Source organism: Streptomyces fradiae, assembly GCF_041270065.1.
Taxonomy (GTDB): Bacteria; Actinomycetota; Actinomycetes; order Streptomycetales; family Streptomycetaceae; genus Streptomyces.
Window position 1 is genome coordinate 7582606 of sequence record NZ_CP065958.1, and the last position, 19029, is coordinate 7601634.

General features: G+C 71.3%; 14 protein-coding genes. 5 read left to right on the top strand and 9 right to left on the bottom strand.

All coding sequences use genetic code 11. The features are described from left to right. Positions 1-106: 106 nt before the first annotated feature. From JAO84_RS34410 to JAO84_RS34420, 3 genes are all read left to right on the top strand, one after another. A complete protein-coding gene (locus JAO84_RS34410) occupies positions 107-748 on the top strand; it encodes a GAP family protein (protein WP_370416374.1) in 642 nt (213 codons plus the stop codon). 163 nt (positions 749-911) lie between these two features. After that, positions 912-1364 (top strand): DUF6325 family protein, encoded by a 453-nt coding sequence (locus JAO84_RS34415; RefSeq protein WP_370416375.1) that lies wholly within the window; start codon positions 912-914, stop codon positions 1362-1364. Between the two features lie 34 nt (positions 1365-1398). After that, complete coding sequence (locus JAO84_RS34420) at positions 1399-1686, top strand: SHOCT domain-containing protein (RefSeq protein WP_370416376.1); 288 nt, start codon at positions 1399-1401, stop codon at positions 1684-1686. A 75-nt stretch (positions 1687-1761) separates the two neighbouring features. Here JAO84_RS34420 and JAO84_RS34425 read toward each other — a convergent pair whose 3' ends face one another. Further along, the gene (locus JAO84_RS34425) at positions 1762-3054 is read right to left on the bottom strand and encodes a DUF2254 domain-containing protein (RefSeq protein WP_370416377.1); all 1293 of its coding nucleotides are present in this window, start codon (positions 3052-3054) and stop codon (positions 1762-1764) included. A 184-nt stretch (positions 3055-3238) separates the two neighbouring features. On the opposite strand from JAO84_RS34425, the gene JAO84_RS34430 reads away from it, so the two are divergent. After that, a complete protein-coding gene (locus JAO84_RS34430; protein ID WP_370416378.1) occupies positions 3239-5077 on the top strand; it encodes a glycoside hydrolase family 15 protein in 1839 nt (612 codons plus the stop codon). Here JAO84_RS34430 and JAO84_RS34435 read toward each other — a convergent pair. The 8 genes from JAO84_RS34435 to JAO84_RS34470 form a co-directional block, all read right to left on the bottom strand. Then, entirely contained in the window at positions 5061-6833 is a 1773-nt protein-coding gene (locus JAO84_RS34435) for a cation:proton antiporter (RefSeq protein ID WP_370416379.1), read from the bottom strand. The two genes, JAO84_RS34430 and JAO84_RS34435, sit on opposite strands and share 17 nt — an antisense overlap. Next, positions 6830-7855 carry a cytochrome d ubiquinol oxidase subunit II gene (locus JAO84_RS34440; protein WP_370416380.1) on the bottom strand — a complete coding sequence of 342 codons (1026 nt, stop codon included), beginning with the start codon at positions 7853-7855 and terminating at the stop codon, positions 6830-6832. Before JAO84_RS34440 ends, JAO84_RS34435 begins: the two co-directional genes overlap by 4 nt. Further along, the gene (locus tag JAO84_RS34445) at positions 7852-9333 is read right to left on the bottom strand and encodes a cytochrome ubiquinol oxidase subunit I (protein WP_370416381.1); all 1482 of its coding nucleotides are present in this window, start codon (positions 9331-9333) and stop codon (positions 7852-7854) included. The genes JAO84_RS34440 and JAO84_RS34445 overlap by 4 nt, the downstream gene beginning before the upstream one ends. A gap of 42 nt (positions 9334-9375) precedes the next feature. Then, a complete protein-coding gene (locus JAO84_RS34450; RefSeq protein ID WP_370416382.1) occupies positions 9376-10215 on the bottom strand; it encodes an SDR family oxidoreductase in 840 nt (279 codons plus the stop codon). A 199-nt stretch (positions 10216-10414) separates the two neighbouring features. Continuing rightward, positions 10415-11995 (bottom strand): GMC oxidoreductase, encoded by a 1581-nt coding sequence (locus tag JAO84_RS34455; protein ID WP_370416383.1) that lies wholly within the window; start codon positions 11993-11995, stop codon positions 10415-10417. A 152-nt stretch (positions 11996-12147) separates the two neighbouring features. Further along, positions 12148-13077 carry a cyclase family protein gene (locus JAO84_RS34460; protein WP_370416384.1) on the bottom strand — a complete coding sequence of 310 codons (930 nt, stop codon included), beginning with the start codon at positions 13075-13077 and terminating at the stop codon, positions 12148-12150. After that, the gene (locus JAO84_RS34465) at positions 13074-14552 is read right to left on the bottom strand and encodes a gluconokinase, GntK/IdnK-type (protein WP_370416385.1); all 1479 of its coding nucleotides are present in this window, start codon (positions 14550-14552) and stop codon (positions 13074-13076) included. The genes JAO84_RS34460 and JAO84_RS34465 overlap by 4 nt, the downstream gene beginning before the upstream one ends. A gap of 18 nt (positions 14553-14570) precedes the next feature. Then, a complete protein-coding gene (locus tag JAO84_RS34470; protein WP_370416386.1) occupies positions 14571-14984 on the bottom strand; it encodes a hypothetical protein in 414 nt (137 codons plus the stop codon). 242 nt (positions 14985-15226) lie between these two features. Here JAO84_RS34470 and JAO84_RS34475 point away from each other — a divergent pair, with 242 nt between their 5' ends. Continuing rightward, entirely contained in the window at positions 15227-18961 is a 3735-nt protein-coding gene (locus JAO84_RS34475; RefSeq protein WP_370416387.1) for a S8 family serine peptidase, read from the top strand. The last annotated feature ends 68 nt before the right edge of the window (positions 18962-19029 follow it).

Genomic DNA, 19029 nt, shown 5'->3' on the forward strand with positions numbered 1-19029 from the left:
GGGCGGCTCGCTCCGCTGGGCGTCCACCTCTCGCGCGTACCGCGGGTTCGTGGCTGACTGGGTTCGGCAGACCCGTCCGCGGCCCCGATGACGAGAGCGCCCGCAGATGACACTCGACATGATCCTCATCGGCCTGGCGATCACCCTTCACCCGCTGCCCGCCATGGCACTGATCCTGCTGCTGTCCGGCGACCGGGGCGTGCGCAAGGGGCTGGTCTTCGTGCTCGCCTGGCTGGCGTGCCTGGTCCTGGTGATCGCCGGCGTCCTGCTGCTCACCGGCGGGGACCCGCCCAAGAAGCACAGCGCCCCGTCGACCGCCGCCGTCGCCCTCAAGCTCGCCATCGGCGTCGGACTGATCCTTTACGGCGCGTACAAGCAGCGCAAGGAGAAGCGCCCCAGGGAGGAACCGGCCTGGCTGGGGAGACTGCGCAACGCCTCCGGCTGGTCGGCGGCGGGCATGGCCGTGCTCCTCCAGCCCTGGGGCATGGTCGCGGCGGGCGCGGCGACCGTGGTGAACGCCGATCTGTCGCAGGGCCTCACCTGGCTGACGCTGATGTTCTACTGCCTGCTTTCCACCTCCACCCTGCTGGCGATGGAGCTGTACGCGACGTTCCGCCCCGCGCGGGCCGAGGCGCGGCTGCAGGCCCTGATGCGGGCGATCACGACCCACCAGGACCAGGCCGTCGTCGTCCTCTCCCTGGCCGTGGGCCTGTGGCTGACCGGCCGAAGCATTTTCGAGCTCACCTGACCGCGCTGCGGCGAGGCGGTCGCCGGGGCCGCCACGAAGGTGCGTGGGCGGTCGCCCGGTGTTGGAATGGGAGGCGGCAATGAGTGCGGCCGGGGGGCCGTGGGCGCCGCACCGTCGGAGGCAGTCAGCCGCCAGCGAAGTCAGCCGCCAGCGAGGAGTCGGAATGAGCGTCGACGAACTCTCCGAGATGGGACCCGTCGATTACCTGGTCCTGGAGTTCCCGGGCAATCGCATGACCGGAGAAGGCCTGCCCCTGCTGCTCGATCTCGTCGAGCGGCGCATCATCCGCATCCTCGACCTGTCCTTCGTCCGCAAGGACGAGGACGGCTCGGTCACCGCGCTCGAGCTCACCGACCTGGACGGCGACGGGGAACTCGACCTCGCCGTCTTCGAGGGTGCCTCCTCCGGCCTGCTCGGCGAGGACGACCTCCAGGAGGCCGCCGGCGTCCTCGAACCCGGCAACTCCGCCGGGGTCATCGTCTACGAGAACCTGTGGGCGGCGCCGCTGGCGGCCGCCCTGCGCCGCAGCGGAGCACGCATGGTGGCCAACGGAAGGATCCCGGCCCAGGACCTGCTCGAAACCCTGGAGGCCGTCGAGGCCGGGTCCGCCTCCTGACGGCCGACGGCCGCCCGACAAGAAGGAAACTGTCATGCCTGGTCTTCTTCGCGGTGTCGCACGCACCGCGGTCGTCGCCGGTACCGCCACCGCCGTGTCCAACCGCGTCTCCCGCCGGCAGGCGGGCCGGTGGGCGCAGCAGGACTACGAGCGAAGCGCCGCGCCGCCGCCCCAGCAGGAGTACAGCGCTCCGCCGCCCCCGGCCGCGCCGTCGATGGACGCCAAGATCTCCCAGCTGAAGGAGCTCGGTCAGCTCAAGGAGCAAGGGGTGCTCACCGAGGCCGAGTTCGAGGCCCAGAAGAGCCGCATCCTCGGCTCCTGACCGCTCCTGAACCTTGCTCACCCCGCCGCTCGCGCGTACACCGCGCGGGCGGCGGCATGAGCGGGGTGAGCGGCTTCAGGAGGACTGCCCGCCGATGCCCTGGTGGTCCGCCTGCTCCGCCACGGCACGGCGGTCCGGATCGGTGAACTCCCGCTCGACCGACTGCCGCAGCAGGCGCAACTGGGCGTGCACCGAGGGGTGCAGCTCCGGCGGCAGGGTGTCGAGCAGCCCCTCCAGCATGGCCCGCAGGCGCCGGCAGATCTGCACGGACGAACTTCCGTAGGCCATGATCTCGCAGGTGGCGAGCTGAAGATAGCTCTCCCAGTCGCGCCCGAGCAGCACGAGCCGGGCCTCCCCGTGGCGGTCGGCCAGCACGAAACGGCCGGGAAGGCGCGTCCTGCCCACCGTGTGCAGCAGCCACTCGATGTAGTTGATCACCTGCACGGCGGTCGTGGGATCGTTCACCGCCGGGGACAGCGCCCGGATGGCGATGTCGACGAGGACCCGCAGGGCGAAGGCGGGGTCCTGGTCGATGGTGCGCTCGGGCCCCAGGGCGATGAGACCGGCCACCCGTGCCGGGTCCGGCCGGGACGCGGGTGCGGCCACGCCTCCGGCCCGGTGCACCTCGACGAGCACGGTGTCCGGCGGTACGAAGTCCCCGATCAGCCGCGTCACGACGAACACGCAGTCGTGGCGGGCCGCCGCCGCGACCAGCCCGGGCACGTCGAAGGCCTGGAGGGCGCCGCCCCTTACCGTACGGATGCGCAGCACCGGGCCGTCCGACGGCAGGGCTTCGGCGCCCCGGGCCGACGCGCCCCGGATCTGCGCCGCGCCGCTGGTGAACACGGCCTCACCCATGCGCGCCACCAGCTCCGCGACGGCCACCGGCCGCAGATTGTGGGTGAACCGGTTGAGGTAGATGAGCAGCAGCACGAGACTGACGGCCACCGCCATGCCGGCCAGGGCGACCCCGGCGTCGGGCACCGAGTCGGACTCGACGCTGCGCAGCAGGGAGAAGGCGAACGCGAACGTTCCCGTGAAGGTCGCGAGGACGGCCTTCTGCAGCCGGTCCCGGTACCACAGGCGCATGTACCGGGGCGAGAGGGTACCCGTGGCCTGCTGCACCACCAGGACACCGATGGTGACGACGAACCCGAGCAGCGCCACCATCGCGCCCACGATGGCGGTGAGCACACCGCTCGCCGTCGTGGCGGAGTAGTTCCAGTCGCCCGGCAGCCACTTCGAGCCGTCGGCGACCAGCGCGAGCTCGGAGAGCAGCGTGCCGAGGACGAGACCGAGCATGGGCACGATCCACAGGCTCGATTTGACGTACTGCCGCAACCGGAATCTGGTGGCCCAGGAGGTCATGCGAACACGCTAGGGCGATTCCCGCACCGGCGCAGGGCAGCGGCAGCGCTGTCACCTCGGGCGAATCGTGCCATCAGGACGGACCGGCGACGGCGACCTAAGCTGATCGGGTGCGCCCGGTCCGCTCCGACCGAGGTGTGACGGTGCCCCGAGTGCGGTCGACCGGGGCTGAAAGGGGTCGACGATGGACGACTATCCCCTGATCGAGGACCACGGCCTGATCGGTGATCTGCAGACGGCGGCCCTCGTGACGACCGAGGCGACGATCGACTGGTTCTGTTGTCCACGGTTCGATTCGCCCAGCGTCTTCGGCGCTCTGCTCGACCGGCGCAAGGGCGGTCACTGCACCGTACGGCCGGCCGTGGGCACGTACACCACCAAGCAGCTCTACCACCCGGACACCGCCGTTCTGGTGACCCGGTTCATGACCGAGGACGGGGCGGGGGAGGTCGTCGACTTCATGCCCGTGACCGGACGGACCGCGACCGACCGGCACCGGATCGTGCGCATGCTGCGCTGTGTACGCGGCAGCATGACGTTCGAGGGAGAGATCGCCCCGCGCTTCGACTACGGCCGCAAGCCGCATCAGGTTCACCTCACCGAGCACGGGGCCCTGTTCACCTCGGAGGATCTGACCCTCGCCGTCCATGCCGTCCGCGAGCCGCAGGACGAACGGCTGGCGAGCACGCTCACCGCCGACGACAAGGACGTGCGCTTCTCCCTCACCCTGCGGGCCGGGCAGCAGCGCGGCATCGTCATGGAATCGGCCCCGGACGGGCCGCCGCAGGAGGTCCGACTGGAGGAGTTCCAGCGGCTCTTCGACGAGACGGTCGGCTTCTGGCGTTCGTGGCTGGGCCAGTCCACCTACACCGGCCGCTGGCGGGAGGCGGTGGAACGTTCCGCCGTGACGCTGAAGCTCATGACGTACGCGCCGACCGGTGCGCTGGTCGCCGCTCCCACGGCGGGACTTCCCGAGCAGCTGGGCGGCGAGCGCAACTGGGACTACCGGTTCACCTGGATCCGTGACGCCTCGTTCTCCGTCTACGCCCTGCTCGGCCTGGGATTCAAGGAAGAGGCGGCCGCGTTCATCGACTGGCTGCACGACCGGGTGAAGCAGGATGCCGGCCAGGGGAACGGCTCCGGACCACTGAACATCATGTACCGCGTCGACGGCACCGCCGACCTGGTCGAGGAGACCCTCGACCACTGGGAGGGGTATCGCGGCTCCGCCCCCGTCCGGATCGGCAACGGGGCCGCGACCCAGCTCCAGCTGGACATCTACGGCGAGGCGCTCGACAGCATCTACTTCGCGCACGAGCACGGCATGCACCTCGACCACGGCGGCTGGACCGCGCTGCACACCCTGCTCGACTGGCTGGTCGACCACTGGGACCAGCCCGGCGAAGGGCTCTGGGAGACCCGGGGCGGCCGCAAGGACTTCACCTACGGCCGGGTGATGTCCTGGGTGGCCTTCGACCGGGCCCTGCGGATCGCCTACGACGACGGCCGCCCCGCGGCCGGCGGACGCTGGGTGGACGCGCGGGACGAGATCTACGCGCAGGTGCTCGACCGCGGCTGGGACCCCAAGAAGCAGGCCTTCGTCCAGCACTACGGCGACGACGTGCTCGACTCGGCGCTGCTGCGCATGTCGACGGTCGGCTTCATCATGCCGGACGACCCGATGTGGAAGTCCACCCTGGACGCGATGGAGAACGAACTCGTCAGCGACAGTCTCGTCTACCGCTACAACCCGGAGGCGTCTCCGGACGGGCTGCGCGGCTCCGAGGGCACCTTCTCGCTGTGCACCTTCATGTACGTCGACGCCCTGGCCCGGGCCGGACGCATCGACACGGCCCGACTGGTCCTGGAGAAGATGCTCACGTACGCCAACCATCTCGGCCTGTACTCCGAGGAGATCGACCTGACCGGCCGGCAACTGGGCAACTTCCCCCAGGCGTTCACCCACCTGGCCCTGATCGACGCGGCCATCACCCTGGACTCGATGCTCAGGGAGCACCGGTAGCCGCAGGCCCGAGGAGGACGAGAGCGTCCCCGTCCCGTGGGACGCTCTCGCTCCGCTCCGTGACCGGATCCAGCTGGTGGTCGGCCCGCACCACGAACAGCGTGTCGTGCCCGGGCGGCAGCGGCTCGCCGGCCGGCAGCACCACGAACCGGGCGCCGCGCCGATAGCGCTCCGCGAGGACATGGCGCACCAGGGAGCGCCCGAAGAGGATGTGGGCGCCCGTGTACGGGGCGACCACGCCGTGGCTGTCCTGCGGCGGGCCCACCCGGTAGACCGGCCCGTCGACGTTGTCCTGCATCACGATCGAGGCGAGCGCGTTGAAGTCGTCGTCGTCCGTGGCCAGGAAGACCGCCGTCACGCCCTCGAGCCGGGCCCCGGGGTTGATGGCCGTGGCGAGGAGTTCGCCCTTGGCCAGTTCGATCCCCGTGTCCCTGATCCTCTCCCGCTCCTCGTCGAGACCGGCCCACATCAGCACGTCGAGGCCCGCGGAGCGCAGTGCCCTGCCGAGGTCGACCACCCAGGGCTCGCCGCCCACGAGCAGCACCCGGGTACCCGTGTCCTTGACGACCCCGAGGCGCCGGGCCACCGGCGCCGCCGTCAGCGCGTAGAGCAGCACGGTCCCCACGATCACCAGGAAGGTCACCGGAAGGATCTTCGACGCCCCGGTCACCCCCCGTTCGACCAGACCGGCGGAGAAGGCCGAGGCCGTGGAGGCCGCGACGATGCCGCGTGGGTCCATCCAGCCGATGAAGCCGCGCTCGCCCCGTGACAGATCCGTGCGCACGGTCGAGCCGAAGGCCACGAGGGGGCGCACGACCAGGACGAGGATCGCGATCAGGCCGAGCGCGGGAAGGAGCACCGGCACCACCGACGCCGGGGTGACGGTGGAGGAGATGGAGACGAAGAGCAGTCCGATGATCAGCTGGACGAGCGTCTCGAAGAAGGGCCGGCGCGCCGGCATGTCGAAGCCGCGGATGTTGGCGACGGCGAGGCCCGCCACGATCGCGGCGATCAGCCCCGTGTCGTCGCGCACGATGTCGCAGCCCGCCGAGATGCCGATCACGACGGCGAGCTGCGCCAGCGTCCCCAGGATCTCGCCGAGCCGCAGGACGCGCAGGGTGAACCAGAGCAGCGCGATGCCCACGACCCCGCCGACCAGACCGACGGCCAGGCTGATGAAGAACTGGCCCACCTGGTAACCGCGGCCGAGGTCGACCTGGCTGGAAGTGGCCACCGCGTGGAAGGTCAGCGCGCCGAGGATGCCACCGATCGGGTCGGTCAGCGTCCCCTCCCAGATCAGGATGCGCCGCGCCTTGTCGGTCGGCCGCACGAAGTCGAGCAGCGGTCCCACGACCGTGGGACCCGAGACGACGAGGATCACGCCGAGCATCGCGGCCACGCGCAGGTCCATGCCGAACATCGCCGGCGACACCGAACCGACGACGAGGAAGGTGAGCAGCACGCCGTACACGAGCAGCCGGCCCACGACGCGCCGGGTGTGCCCGGCGAGTTTGCGCAGGTCGAGTCCGAGCCCCGCGTCGTAGAGGATCACCGCGACCGACAGGGACACCAGGTCCGAGAAGGCCGACCCGAGGAGATTGTCGGGGTGGATGACGTCCGTCAGCGCGCCGGCGGCGAACCCGACGGGCAGCAGCACGACGAGGGCCGGGACGCGCAGCTTGTTCGCCAGGATCTGCGAGGCGGTGGCGAGCACCACCGTCAGGGCGAGGCCGAGCAGGATGTCGTTCTCGCTCATTCCGGCTTCCGCAGTTCGGAGTCGGAGAGCTCCTCCAGCTCACCGCGGGCGTCCAGCCGGTAGAGGAGGACGACGGCCGGCATGACCACGAGCAGGGCCACCAGGGTGACGATCGCCAGCCAGGTCAGCGTGGCGGGCGCGCCCGCGGCGTCGGAGACCGTCAGCGAGGTGGGGAGCAGATACGGGCGCTGGGCCATGCCCCAGGCGACGATCACGCACGCGACGACGCCGACCGCCGTGACGCGCACCCAGGTGCCCGGCGTACGCAGCAGCAGCCAGGCCGTCGCGAGGGCGGCCGCTCCGGACACGACGACGAAGAACAGCCCCAGGCCATGGGTGAGTCCGTGCCACACGTAGGGGGCGTCCTCGTGGGTGACGAACCCGGTGACCACGGCGAGGACGGTGAGCACGGCGAGACTGGCAAGCGCCCGCCGTCTGAAGTAGCCGACCAGATCGGGCGCGTCGAACCTGCGGGCGTCCCCGGTGAGGAACACCGCGCCGAGGAACGCCGTGGTCGCGACGGCTACCAGGCCGAACACCACCGAGGTCGGGCCGGCCCAGACATCGGCCGAGGCCTCGGTGCCGGGAGCCACCCGTTCCGACGCGACCCCGCCGACGGCGGCCCCCAGGAAGAACGGCGTGACGAGCGAGGCGCACGCGAACACGGCACCGTACAGGCGGCGGCCGGCGAGTCGCTGCGTGGGTTTGCGGAGTGCGAAACCGCCGCCCCGCAGCACCATGCCCACGGCGGCCAGGGCGAGCGGGAGCCACATCGCGGAGAACACGGTCTGGAAGAGGACGGGGAAGCCGGTCCACATGATGACCAGAAGGAAGATCAGCCAGACGTTGTTGACCTCCCACACGGGAGCCATGGCCTGGTCGATGAGCCGGCGGGGACGCCGGCCGCGTTCCGTCCCGCCGGCCGTCAGGTCCCAGAAGCCGGCCCCGTAGTCCGTGCCGCCCGCGCAGGCGTACGCGGTCACGGCCAGGAGCAGCACCACGGCGATGAGGTCGGCGGTCACCGGTCCTCACCCCCGGACCGGCCGGCTCCGGGGCCGCCGGCGGGCAGGTCGCCCGCGGGAATCGACGCGCGCGGACCGTAGGGGATGTCGTCCTCCGGCGTGTGGGCGCCCGCCGCGGCCTGTTGCTCGTCGGCGAGCCGCCAGCGGGTGCGCATCTTCAGCAGGACGACGAGGAACGAGCCGAACAGGAACACGTACACCGCCGCCACCACCCCGAACATGATCCACAGGCTGGTGGACCGGGTCGCCGTCACGGCCTCGGCGACCCGCATGTTCTCGTAGACGATCCAGGGCTGGCGTCCCACCTCGGCGGCGATCCAGCCGCACTCGACGGCCACGACGGAACCGACACCGGCGCAGGCCGCGGCGCCGTAGAACCAGCGGGAGGCGGGCAGCCGGCGGTGCCGCAGCCAGACGAGCCCGTACCAGAGGGCGAGCAGGACGAGCGCGGACCCGATGAGGACCATGAGGTCGAAGGCCCAGTGGGCGATGGTCGCCTGAGTGGCCGTCGGGCGCTGATCGGCCGGAACGGAGGTCAGCCCGACCACCTCGGTGTTCGGGCTGAACCCGGCCAGGAAGGAGTCGAGCAGCGGGATCTTGAGGCCGCCCTTGACGCTGCCGTCCTCCTGCAGGCGCCCGAAGAGATACTCCGGGACCCGCGTGTCGGTCTTCCAGACGATCTCCATCGCGGCGAACTTCACCGGCTGCTTGTGGAACACCGACCGGGCGATGGAGTCGCCGAGGACGAACTGCACCGGGGCGGCGACGGCGGCGATGGTGAACGGCACGGCGAACCCGAGCCGGTGGTAGCGGTCCCGGCGGCCGCGCAGCCAGCCCGTGGCGTAGACACCGGCCACCACGAAGCCCGCCGTGAGGATCATCCCCACGACGAAGTGCCAGTACTGCGGGCCGAACATCGGCGTGAAGATCGCCTTCCAGACGTTCACGTCGACCGGGTTGCCCGCCGCGTCGAGCGAGAAGCCCTGGGGCGTGTTCATCCACGAGTTGGCGGCCAGGATGCCGAACGCCCCGAGCAGCGCGGCCAACGGCAGCGGCAGCCCGAGGAGGAAGTGCGTGCGCGGCTTCAGCCTCCGCCACCCGTACAGATAGATGGCGATGAGCACGGCCTCCAGGAAGAAGGCCCAGGCCTCGACGCCGAATCCGACGCCGAAGACATCACCCCACCGTCCCATCAGGCCGGGCCACAGCAGACCGAACTCGAAGGAAAGCACCGTGCCGGTGACGATGCCGAGCGCGAACTGCACCGCCATGACGGCCGACCAGCGCCGGGCCAGGAGCAGGGCCGTGGCGTCGTTCCTGCGCAGCCCGCGGTAGTGCATCACCAGGGTGATGAGGGGAAACGCCACGCCGAGGGGGACCAGGATGATGTGGGCGGCCAGCGTGAAGGCCATGAGCTCCCGGGCCGGCAGGAGCTGGGCCGGGGCGTCCGCCGCCAGCAGATGGAGCGAGAGGGGCATGACCGCCTTCGTCGGATCGGTGGGTGAAGGGCCGGGAGCGGGTCAGCCGCCGGTGGCGAATCCGGGGAAGAGCGTCATGCCGCCGTCGACGTACAGGGTGGTCCCCACCACGTAGTCCATGAGATCGGAGGCGAGCCCGACGACGGCGTGCGCGATGTCGTCCGGGTCGCCGATCCGGTCGTACGGGATGAGCCGCAGCAGGTCCTTCTGCGCCTCGGGCGTCTCCCAGGCCGCGCGGTTGATCGGGGTCTTGATCGCCCCCGGGGCCACCGCGTTCACCCGGATCTTCTCCGGCGCGAGCTCCTGGGCCAGGGTCTGCATCATCATCTGCACACCGCCCTTGGAGGACGCGTAGTTCACGTGCCCCGCCCAGGGGATGATCTGGTGCACGGAACTCATGCAGATGATCTTCCCGGCGGCCTTGGACACCTCGGGGACCACGCCACGGCGCCGGAACTCCTTGGCCGCCTCGCGCGCGCACAGGAACTGGCCGGTGAGATTGACGTCGATGACCTTCTGCCACTGGGCGAGGGTCATCTCCATGACCGAGGCATCACGCTGCAGTCCCGCGTTCGCCACGAGGATGTCGACGGTGCCGAACTCCTTCACCATCCGGTCCGTCATGGCGACGACCTGGTCCTCCTGGGACACGTCGGCCTCGTAGGCCGCCGAGCGCACCCCGAACGAGGCGATCTCCTCGGCCACCTCCTCGGCGGCGTCGCGGCCCGCCACGTAGTTCACCACCACATCGGCGCCGGCCCGGCCGAGGGCGATGGCCGTGGCCTTGCCGATGCCCGAGTTGGCCCCGGTGACCAGAGCCTTCTGGCCGTGCAGCAAACGCGCCGGGATCACGCCCTGCGGTGCTCCCACCGTGGAATCCATGCCGTCCTGCCTCCTCGCTGCGCGGATGCGCCGATCCCGGCCGGTCGGGCCGGACTCCGCCACGCAATCACCCGATGAGGTGGTCGGCATCTTCTCGGAAGGGCTGTTGGGCCGTTGGGAGCGGCGGCTTCGTCCGTACGGACCACCGGCCGGCCCCCTCCGTGCCCCCTGCCCCCTGCCCCCTGCCCCGTGCCCGCCGTCAGCCGAGCCGGGCGAGCAGGTGGTCGCCGACCCGCAACGCGTTGGCGATGGCCGTCAGGGACGGGTTCACCGCGCCGATGCTCGGGAAGAAGCTCGTGTCCACGACATACAGATTGTCGACGTCGTGGGCCTTGCAGTTCACGTCGAGCGCGGAGTCGGCGGGATCGGTGCCGAAGCGCACCGTGCCCGCCTGGTGCGCGGTCGCCCCGATCGGCATGCCCTTGTGCAGATAGATGCTGTGGGACAGCAGATGGTGCTCGTGCATGCCCAAGTGGCCGAGCATCCCCTGCAGTTTGTGCCGCAGCCGCTTCAGGCCCTCGATGTTGTTCTTCTCGTCCAGAGCGAGCCGGATGCGCCCGTCATCGTCGAGGGTGACCCGGTTGTCCGGCATCGGCAGGTCCTCACCGCACAGCCAGAAGTCCACGGCGTGATGGGCCAGTACCTCGAACGGCATGTCGGGCGCCACCGCACCGGCCCACCGGGGCGCCTCGCCGTGGATCTGCTCGGCGTCCGACTTGCCCAGCATCTGGATGCCGCCCAGCGGGAAGTCCCAGTCGTCCGCGCCGAGGTACCAGTCGTGCAGGGCCAGGGTCTTCTGGAACTGGGTGTCGTTGGGTTCCTTCGACACGGCCATCAGGGCCATGTTGTTGTGCCGCATGTAGTGGCGGCCGACCACGTCGGAGCTGTTCGCAAGGCCGTGGGGATGGTGCTCGTTCGCCGAGGCCAGCAGCAGTGCCGCGGAGTTGACCGCCCCGCAGGAGACGACCACCACGTCCGCCGTGAACCGGACCTCCGAACCGTCGGGGAGCCGGCCGACGACAGCGCTGACCGTGCGCCCCCGGTCGTCCGTCTCCAGACGCACCACCTGGGTGTCCGTGACCAGCTCGACGTTGGGGTGCTCCAGGGCGGGCTCGACGCAGATCACCTGGGCGTCGGACTTGGCGCGCACCAGACAGGGGAACCCGTCGACCCGGTTGCACCGGATGCAGACGCTGGAGTGGGTGGGCCGACCCCCGTCCTCCTGGCTCAGATTGACGCCGATCGGCAGGTGGAACGGGTGCAGGCCGCGCTTCTCCAGGTCGTCGCTCAGCTGCTGGATGCGCGGCTCGTGCTCCACGGGCGGATACGCGTACTGCGCGCTGACCGGACCCTCGCCGGGGTCCTCGCCGTGCCGTCCGTGGACCAGGTACAGGTGCTCGGCCTGGGTGTAGTACGGCTCCAGGTCCTCGTACCGGATCGGCCAGGCGGGGGAGAGGCCGCCGTGATGGCGGAGCTCGCCGAAGTCCTCGGGCCGCAGCCGGAAGAGGGCGGCCCCGTAGAACTTGGTGTTTCCGCCGACGTAGTAGTTGACCTCGGGCGGGAACTCGGTGCCGTGCTTGTCGAGCCAGAACTCCGGGGCCCGGTACTTGCCCTTCACGAACACGGCCGTCGAGTCCCAGTTGTCCCGCTCGCGGGGCAGATAGCCGCCGCGTTCGACGAGCAGGACCCGTTTGCCCGACGGGGCGAGGCGATGGGCGAGAGTCCCTCCGCCGGCGCCGGTGCCGATGATGATGACGTCGTAGTGAGGGGCGTCGCCCACGGCGACCACCGTCCTTGGGATCAGGGCCCCGACCTGCTGTCAGGCGCCTGGCGCCCCGCTGGGCGAGGGTCCAGCGGTCCCACCTGCATCGAACGTATCCGCCTTGCCGCGGGACGGCGACCGGAGCGCGCGTCCCAGGAGCGAGGCCCGGCTCACAGGACCGCGATCGGGTTCACGGGCGACCCGGTGGCTCCGGTCAGCCGCAGGGGAGCCACGGCGCACAGGAAGCTCCAGCGCCCGGCCCGCGCGCAGACCGGGACGAGATCCTCGAACTGCAGGTAGTCCATGAGGTGGATGCCCAGGGCGTGGATGGCCAGGACGTGTACGGGGAAGGCGACGTCCGCCACCGCACTGGGCGCGGTGTCGTTGTTGCCGTCTCCGCCCAGGGCCGCGACCTCGCGCTCGGCCAGGAACTCCACGGCCGCCGGGTGCAGACCCGCCCGTGCCTCCGCCGCGTTCCACGGCCCGAGTTCGGTGCGCCGGAGACGGTGCCCCACCCTGACGAACAGCAGGTCGCCCGGTCCGACGCGGACCCCCTGCGCGGCCTCGGCAGCCGTCAGATCGTCCGGGGTCACCTGGTCGCCCGGCTCCAGCCAGCGCACGCCGCGGAGCCGCGGGATGTCGAGGAGGACGCCCCGGCCGACGATGCCGTTCTCGACCAGGGACACGGAGAGACTGCGGGCGCCCTCGGCCGTCACGGTGCCGGCGGGCACCCCGCCGTAGAGCTCCCCGTCGAACACGACATGACAGAGGGCGTCGAGATGGCTGTCCGCGTCGCCGTGCACGTTCATGGCGAAGCGGTCCGTGGCGAAGCACAGTGCGCCGGAGGCGACATCGCCCGGGCTCGGCCCGGTCATCCGGTGCACCGCCGGCTCGGGATCGTCAGGCCCGCGCACGGTGTCGATCGGAGCCGCCAGCGACACCGAGCGTCCGAGGCGGACTTCGGCGGCGGCCGCCGCCACCCGCTCGGGAGTCAGATGGCGGAGCGCGCCGCACCGGTCGTCCACCGCCGGCCGGGCCGCCTCTCCGGGCGCCTGTCGTCGCAGGCGCTCGTAGAGCTCCCGGAACTCGTCCGGGGTCATGAGTACCCCCAGGGGCTCAGCCCCCACCGCAGCACATGCGTCGCGCCCGGCCGCAGGACGGTGAGGTCCGTGCCGCTGCGGAAGGCGTCCGGCGGACAGGACATGGGCTCCACGGCGACGGCTCGCCGCCGCTCGGCGGCCTCGGGCAGCGTGTCACCCGTGTACACCTGCACCCAGCGGGTCCCCTCGCCGAGCCAGAGATCGACGCCGTGCCGTCCGGAGGGGTGCGCGAGCCGTACGGTCGCCCGCCCGTCAGGACTTCGGTCGAGCCCGGTGAAGGCGGTGTCCAGGCGGAGCTCGACGATGGGCCGGGCGGTACGGAAGTCGTACGGCGTGCCGTCGACGGCCTCCCAGCCGTCGGGCAGGCCCCGGTCGTCGGTACGCAGCAGGTACCGCGCGGGGACCGTCAGCACGGCGCTGTCGACGAGGTCGGTGCCGATCGTCAGATAGGGATGCTGCCCCACGCCGTACGGTGCGGGCTCCGTACCGGTGTTGGTGGCGTGGACGGCGGTACTGAGCCCGTCCGGGCCCAGCCGGTACTCGACACGGACGTCGAGGAGGAACGGATAGCCCGGCTGGGGGCAGAGCGTCGTACCGAGCAGCACCGAGTCCTCGGTGCGGGCCAGCAGCCTCCACAGGGTCCAGCGCAGCAGTCCGTGGATCGCGTTGCTCTTCTCCACTTCGGTCAGCGGGAGTTGCAGGCTCCTGCCGTCGAAGCGGTAGCGTCCGTCGCCGACCCGGTTCGGCCAGGGGACGAGCAGTTGCCCCCGCCCGCCGGTGATCGCGGACCCCGCGGAGAACCCGTCAAGCAGCGGTCGGCCGTTCACGACGTACTCGCGCAGGGCGCCACCCAGTTGGACCACGACCGCGCTCTGCTCTCCCCGGACCAACCGCCACGTGGCGCCTGTGGGGCCCGGGGACTCGGCCGGCGGTGTCCCGACAGCGGACTCCCCGGGCATCAGCGACAGCACCGCCGCGACGACGGCCTCCGGAGGCTGGTCGATCTCCACCACCAACGGGTGCTCGTCGGGCTCCGGTTCCTGGAGCACCGCGAGCTGGCTGTCCAGCAGGTCCGCCGGGAAGAAGTGACCGTCCCGCGCGGCCAGCCGGGACTCCAGCAGCTCGCGCGAGCCGTGCAGGTACACCAGAAGAACCTCGGGCCGCCCTGCAAGGAGCCCGTTCCGGTAGTCGCGCTTGAGCGCCGAGCAGGTGACGACGGCCTGCCCGCCGGCTGCGATCGTCCGGTCCATCCAGGCCCCGATCGCCTCCAGCCACGGCCGCCGGTCGCTGTCCGTGAGCGGACGGCCGGCGGCCATCTTGGCGCGGTCGGCCTCGGAGTGGAACTCGTCCGCGTCCCGGTACGCCCAGTCCAGCCGCTCGGCGAGGAGACGCCCCACGGTCGACTTGCCCGAGCCGGCGACGCCGATGACGAGCACGATGCGCGGCAGCCCTCCGGTCGCCGCTCCGAGTGCCACGGGTGCCGCTCCGGGACGTCAGTCCCTCACCGGCCGTGGCGCGACGCACAGCCCCCAGATGACGAGCGCGTCGATGGCGATGATCAGCAGTGCCCACCACGGCGTGTAGGGAAGCCACATGAAGTTGGCGATCATGCTGAGACCGGCCAGCGCCACGCCGACGACCCGGGCCCACGTGGCACCGCTGAACAGGGCGGCGCCGGTGAGCGCGATCAGGATGCCCAGGATGAGATGGACCCATCCCCAGCCGGTGAGGCTGAACTGGTAGACGTAGTCGCGCGTGGCCACGAACACATCGTCCTTGGCGATGGCCGAAATGCCTCCGAGCAGCGTCATGATGCCGCTGAAGATCATGATGACGGCGGCGAACACCAGCCAACCGCTGGTGTGCGCTTCGCCTTGCCGACCGCGTGCGCTCGTATCAGTCGTCATGACACGCTCCTCGAACCTCTGCCCACCGAGACGTCTCCGTCCGGTCGGTCGGATACCTCCAATCTGACGCCCGACGCCCGCCGACGCACCTCGGCGGGTGTCGGCGGGTTTCGGCGCGTGTCGGCCGTACGGCGGTTTCCACCCGTCATCGCACGGTTCGCGGCTGGCAAACCCTTGCCATGGCGAGGACTTGCCGTCACGGGGCCTTCACGACGGTGTTCACCGGTCGATAGACCCATGGCATGTCCTTCCCCTCGCATCCTTCCGCCGTCCGGCGCAGGCGCCGGCAGCTGCTCTCCGCAGCCGTCGCGGTGCCCCTCCTCGCCTCGGGTCTCGCCGTCGCGCAGGCACCGGCCCAGGCCGCTCCGAGCAAGCCGGCCGTCCCCGCCAAGCCCTCGGCGACCCATCGGGTCACCCTGGTCACCGGCGACATCGTCACGGTCACCACGACCGCCGACGGCAAGCAGATGGCCGACGTCGACCGACCGGACGACGCCTTCGGCGGTGTCAGACTCCAGGAGATCAAGGGCGACCTGTTCGTCATCCCGGACGAGGCCGGGCCGCTGCTCGGAGCCGGCACGCTGGACCGGCGGCTGTTCAACGTCACCGACCTGATCGAGATGGGGTACGACGACGCGAAGTCGGGCGCGGTGCCGCTGATCGCGACGTACACCCCGCCGAAGTCCCGCGCGGCCGTCGAACCGACCGCCCCCCGGGGAAGCAGGCTGACCCGCAAGCTCAAGGGCATCGGCGCCGCCGCGCTCAGCACCGAGAAGCGCCAGGCCCGCACCTTCTGGAACACCGTCGCGCCGCGGGGCGGCACGCGCTTGGGCGCGGGTGTGGAGAAGCTGTGGCTCGACGGCCGGGTGAAGCCCGCCCTGAAGGAGAGCGTGCCGCTGATCGGCGCGCCCGAGGCCTGGGCCGCCGGCTACACCGGCAAGGGCGTCAAGGTCGCGGTGCTCGACACCGGCATCGACGTCAACCACCCCGACTTCGCCGGGCTGATCGACGGCACGACCAGCTTCGTGCCCGGTGAGGGCGTCACCGACGTCAACGGGCACGGCACGCATGTGGCCGGCACGATCGTCGGCTCGGGCGCCGCGTCCGGGGGCGAGAACAAGGGCGTCGCGCCCGGGGCCGACCTCTACGTCGGCAAGGTGCTCGGCGGCGCCGAGGGTTCCGGCCAGGACTCCTGGGTCATGGCCGGCATGCAGTGGGCCGCCGAGTCCGGCGCAGACGTCGTCAACATGAGCCTCGGCGACTCCTACCCCACGGACGGCAGCGACCCGATGTCGCAGCTGGTCGACACGCTCTCCGCGCAGTACGGCACGCTGTTCGTCATAGCCGCCGGCAACGCGGGCCCCGAGACCATCTCCGCCCCGGGCGCGGCCGCCGCGGCGCTGACCGTGGCGGCCACGGACAAGCAGGACCGGCTCGCGTCCTTCTCCAGCACCGGCCCGCTGGCGTACTCCGGCGGCATGAAGCCGGACATCGCCGCGCCGGGCGTGGACATCACCGCCGCCCGCTCGCAGGAGATGACCGACGGCGGCGAGGGCCTCTACCGCACCCTCAGCGGCACCTCGATGGCCACCCCGCACGTCGTCGGCGCGGCGGCGCTCCTGGCACAGCAGCACCCCGACTGGACCGGCGCGCAGCTCAAGGAACACCTGATGAGCACCGCGAAGGGCCTCGACGCCGCCTACTCGCCGTACGAGATCGGCACCGGCCGTCTCGACGTGACCGCCGCCGTGCGCACCGCGGTCCGCGGCACCGGATCGCTCTTCTTCGGCAACCACACCTGGCCCCACGAGCCGAGCGACACCGCCGTCACGAAGGACCTGACCTTCACCAACTCCGGTTCCGCCGACGTCACGCTGAACCTGGCGCTGACCGACACGGACGGCCCGTTCTCGCTGGGCGCCGCCACGGTGACGGTCCCGGCGGGCGGCAAGGCGACCGTCCCGGTGACCGGCGACCCGCAGGCCGCCTCGGCCGGACGGCACGCCGGCTACGTGATCGGCACCGACGCGGCCACCGGACGGCCGGTGACCCGCACCTCCGTGGCGCTGCTCAAGGAGGAGGAGCGCTACGACCTGAACATCAAGCTGGTCGGCCGGGACGGCAAGCCCGCCGCCGGCTGGGTCTCGGTCAACCTGGCGGGCGACGGCTGGCCCTGGTCGCTCTACGTCGACGGCTCCGCCACCATGCGCATGGCCCCCGGCCGGTACACCGTCGCCGCCTACCTCGACGTGACCGGCGAGCGGGCGGACCGCTCGGGCCTGGCCGTCCTCGTCGACCCGGAGACCGTGCTCAAGGACGCCTCCGCGGACGTGGTCCTCGACGCGAGCAAGGCACACCTGCTGCGGACCGAGGCGCCGCAGCGCACCCAGGACCGCCAGCGCAAGGTCGACTTCAACGTCCACTACACCGGCTTCGACCCGTGGTGGGACTACCGCGGCGCGTACGTGCTGCCGCCGACCTACGACGACGTCTACGTCTCCCCGACGGAGCCGATGACGCAGGGCGAGTTCACGCTGATCACCCGCTGGCGCAAGGGCGAGCCGCAGCTCGGCCTGAGCACGGCCGACGGCCGGCTCGACCTCGAGACCCTGGTGCAGGGCGGCAGCGCCCTGGGCACCGCCACGGACCGGCTGACCGCGGTCTACGCGGGCAAGGGCGCCGCAGCCGACTACGAGCGGCTGGGCGCGAAGGGCAAGGTCGCCGTCGTCGAGCGCAGCGACGAGGTCGCGCCGGAGGAGCGCGTCGCCGCCGCGGCCGCGGCCGGGGCGAAGGCCCTGATCGTGGTCAACGACGGCGTCGGCGGACTGCTGGAGTACGTCGGCGAGTCGGCCATTCCGGTCGCCACCGTGCACCGCGACGCGGGCCGGGCCCTCGTGGCGAAGGCCAGGGCCGGCAACCTCAAGCTGACCGTGCGGCAGACCGAGTACACGCCGTTCGTCTACGACCTGACCCGCGACTACCCCGGCCAGGTGCCGGACCGGGCCCTGGTCTACCAGCCCACCAAAGCCGACCTCGCCCGGATCGACGCCCGCTACTATGCGGCCGCGGGCGGCCGCCTCGCCGAGGGCTACCGGTCGGACTTCACCCTCAGCCCGTCGTTCAACTTCCCCGAGGCAGAGTGGCACCCGGGCACCCGCACCGAGTGGGTGACCCCCGGTCAGGTCTGGCGGGAGTTCCACACCCAGGGCATGGACACCGCCCTGCCGTGGTCGATGGTGTCGGGGGACAACAGGTACGCCAAGGGCAGCACGACCCGTCTCGACTGGTTCGCTCCGGCGACCCGGCCGGGCCAGAGCGAGTCCTTCGGCGTCTACAACTCCCGCTGGCAGAACTACATGACCTGGAACGTGCAGCCGTGGGCCTCGGCCAGCGACGCCATGCGCCTCGGCGGCTACCTGCCGTGGGGCGAGACGCCGACCCACCTGCAGATCTTCCAGGGCGACACGCTCATCCACGACAACCCGAACAGCTCGGACATGCAGTGGGTGGAGGTGCCGGCCGGTGAGCTGCCCTACCGTGCCGTCCTCGATGCGGAGCGGCCCGCCGACCTCTTCCGGCTGTCGACGCGCACCCACACCGAGTGGACCTTCAGGTCCGGCACCGTCGACTCGGAGTTCTTCGAGCCGTTCTCAGTGCTGAACCTGGACTACCGGCTGGAGACGGACCTGCACGGTGACGTCAGGGCCAACGCGACCCAGGAGATCGCGCTCAAGCCGGTGTCGACGGACCTGGGCGCCGTGCCGGGCAAGGTCACCACGGTGACGCTCGACGTCTCGTACGACGACGGCGCCACCTGGCAGAAGGTGACCCTGGCCAAGGGCAACGACGGCTCCTGGACCGGATCCTTCAGGACGGCCAAGAAGCCGGGCGGCTTCGTCTCGCTCCGCGCGGGCGCCGGGACGGACCGGGGCTTCGGCGTCAAGAGCGAGATCATCCGGGCGTACGGCCTGCGATGAGCCCCACCATCGGGCCCCGGGGCGGCGACGCCCCGGGGCCCTTCCCCGCGCACCCGCTCCCAGCAGGG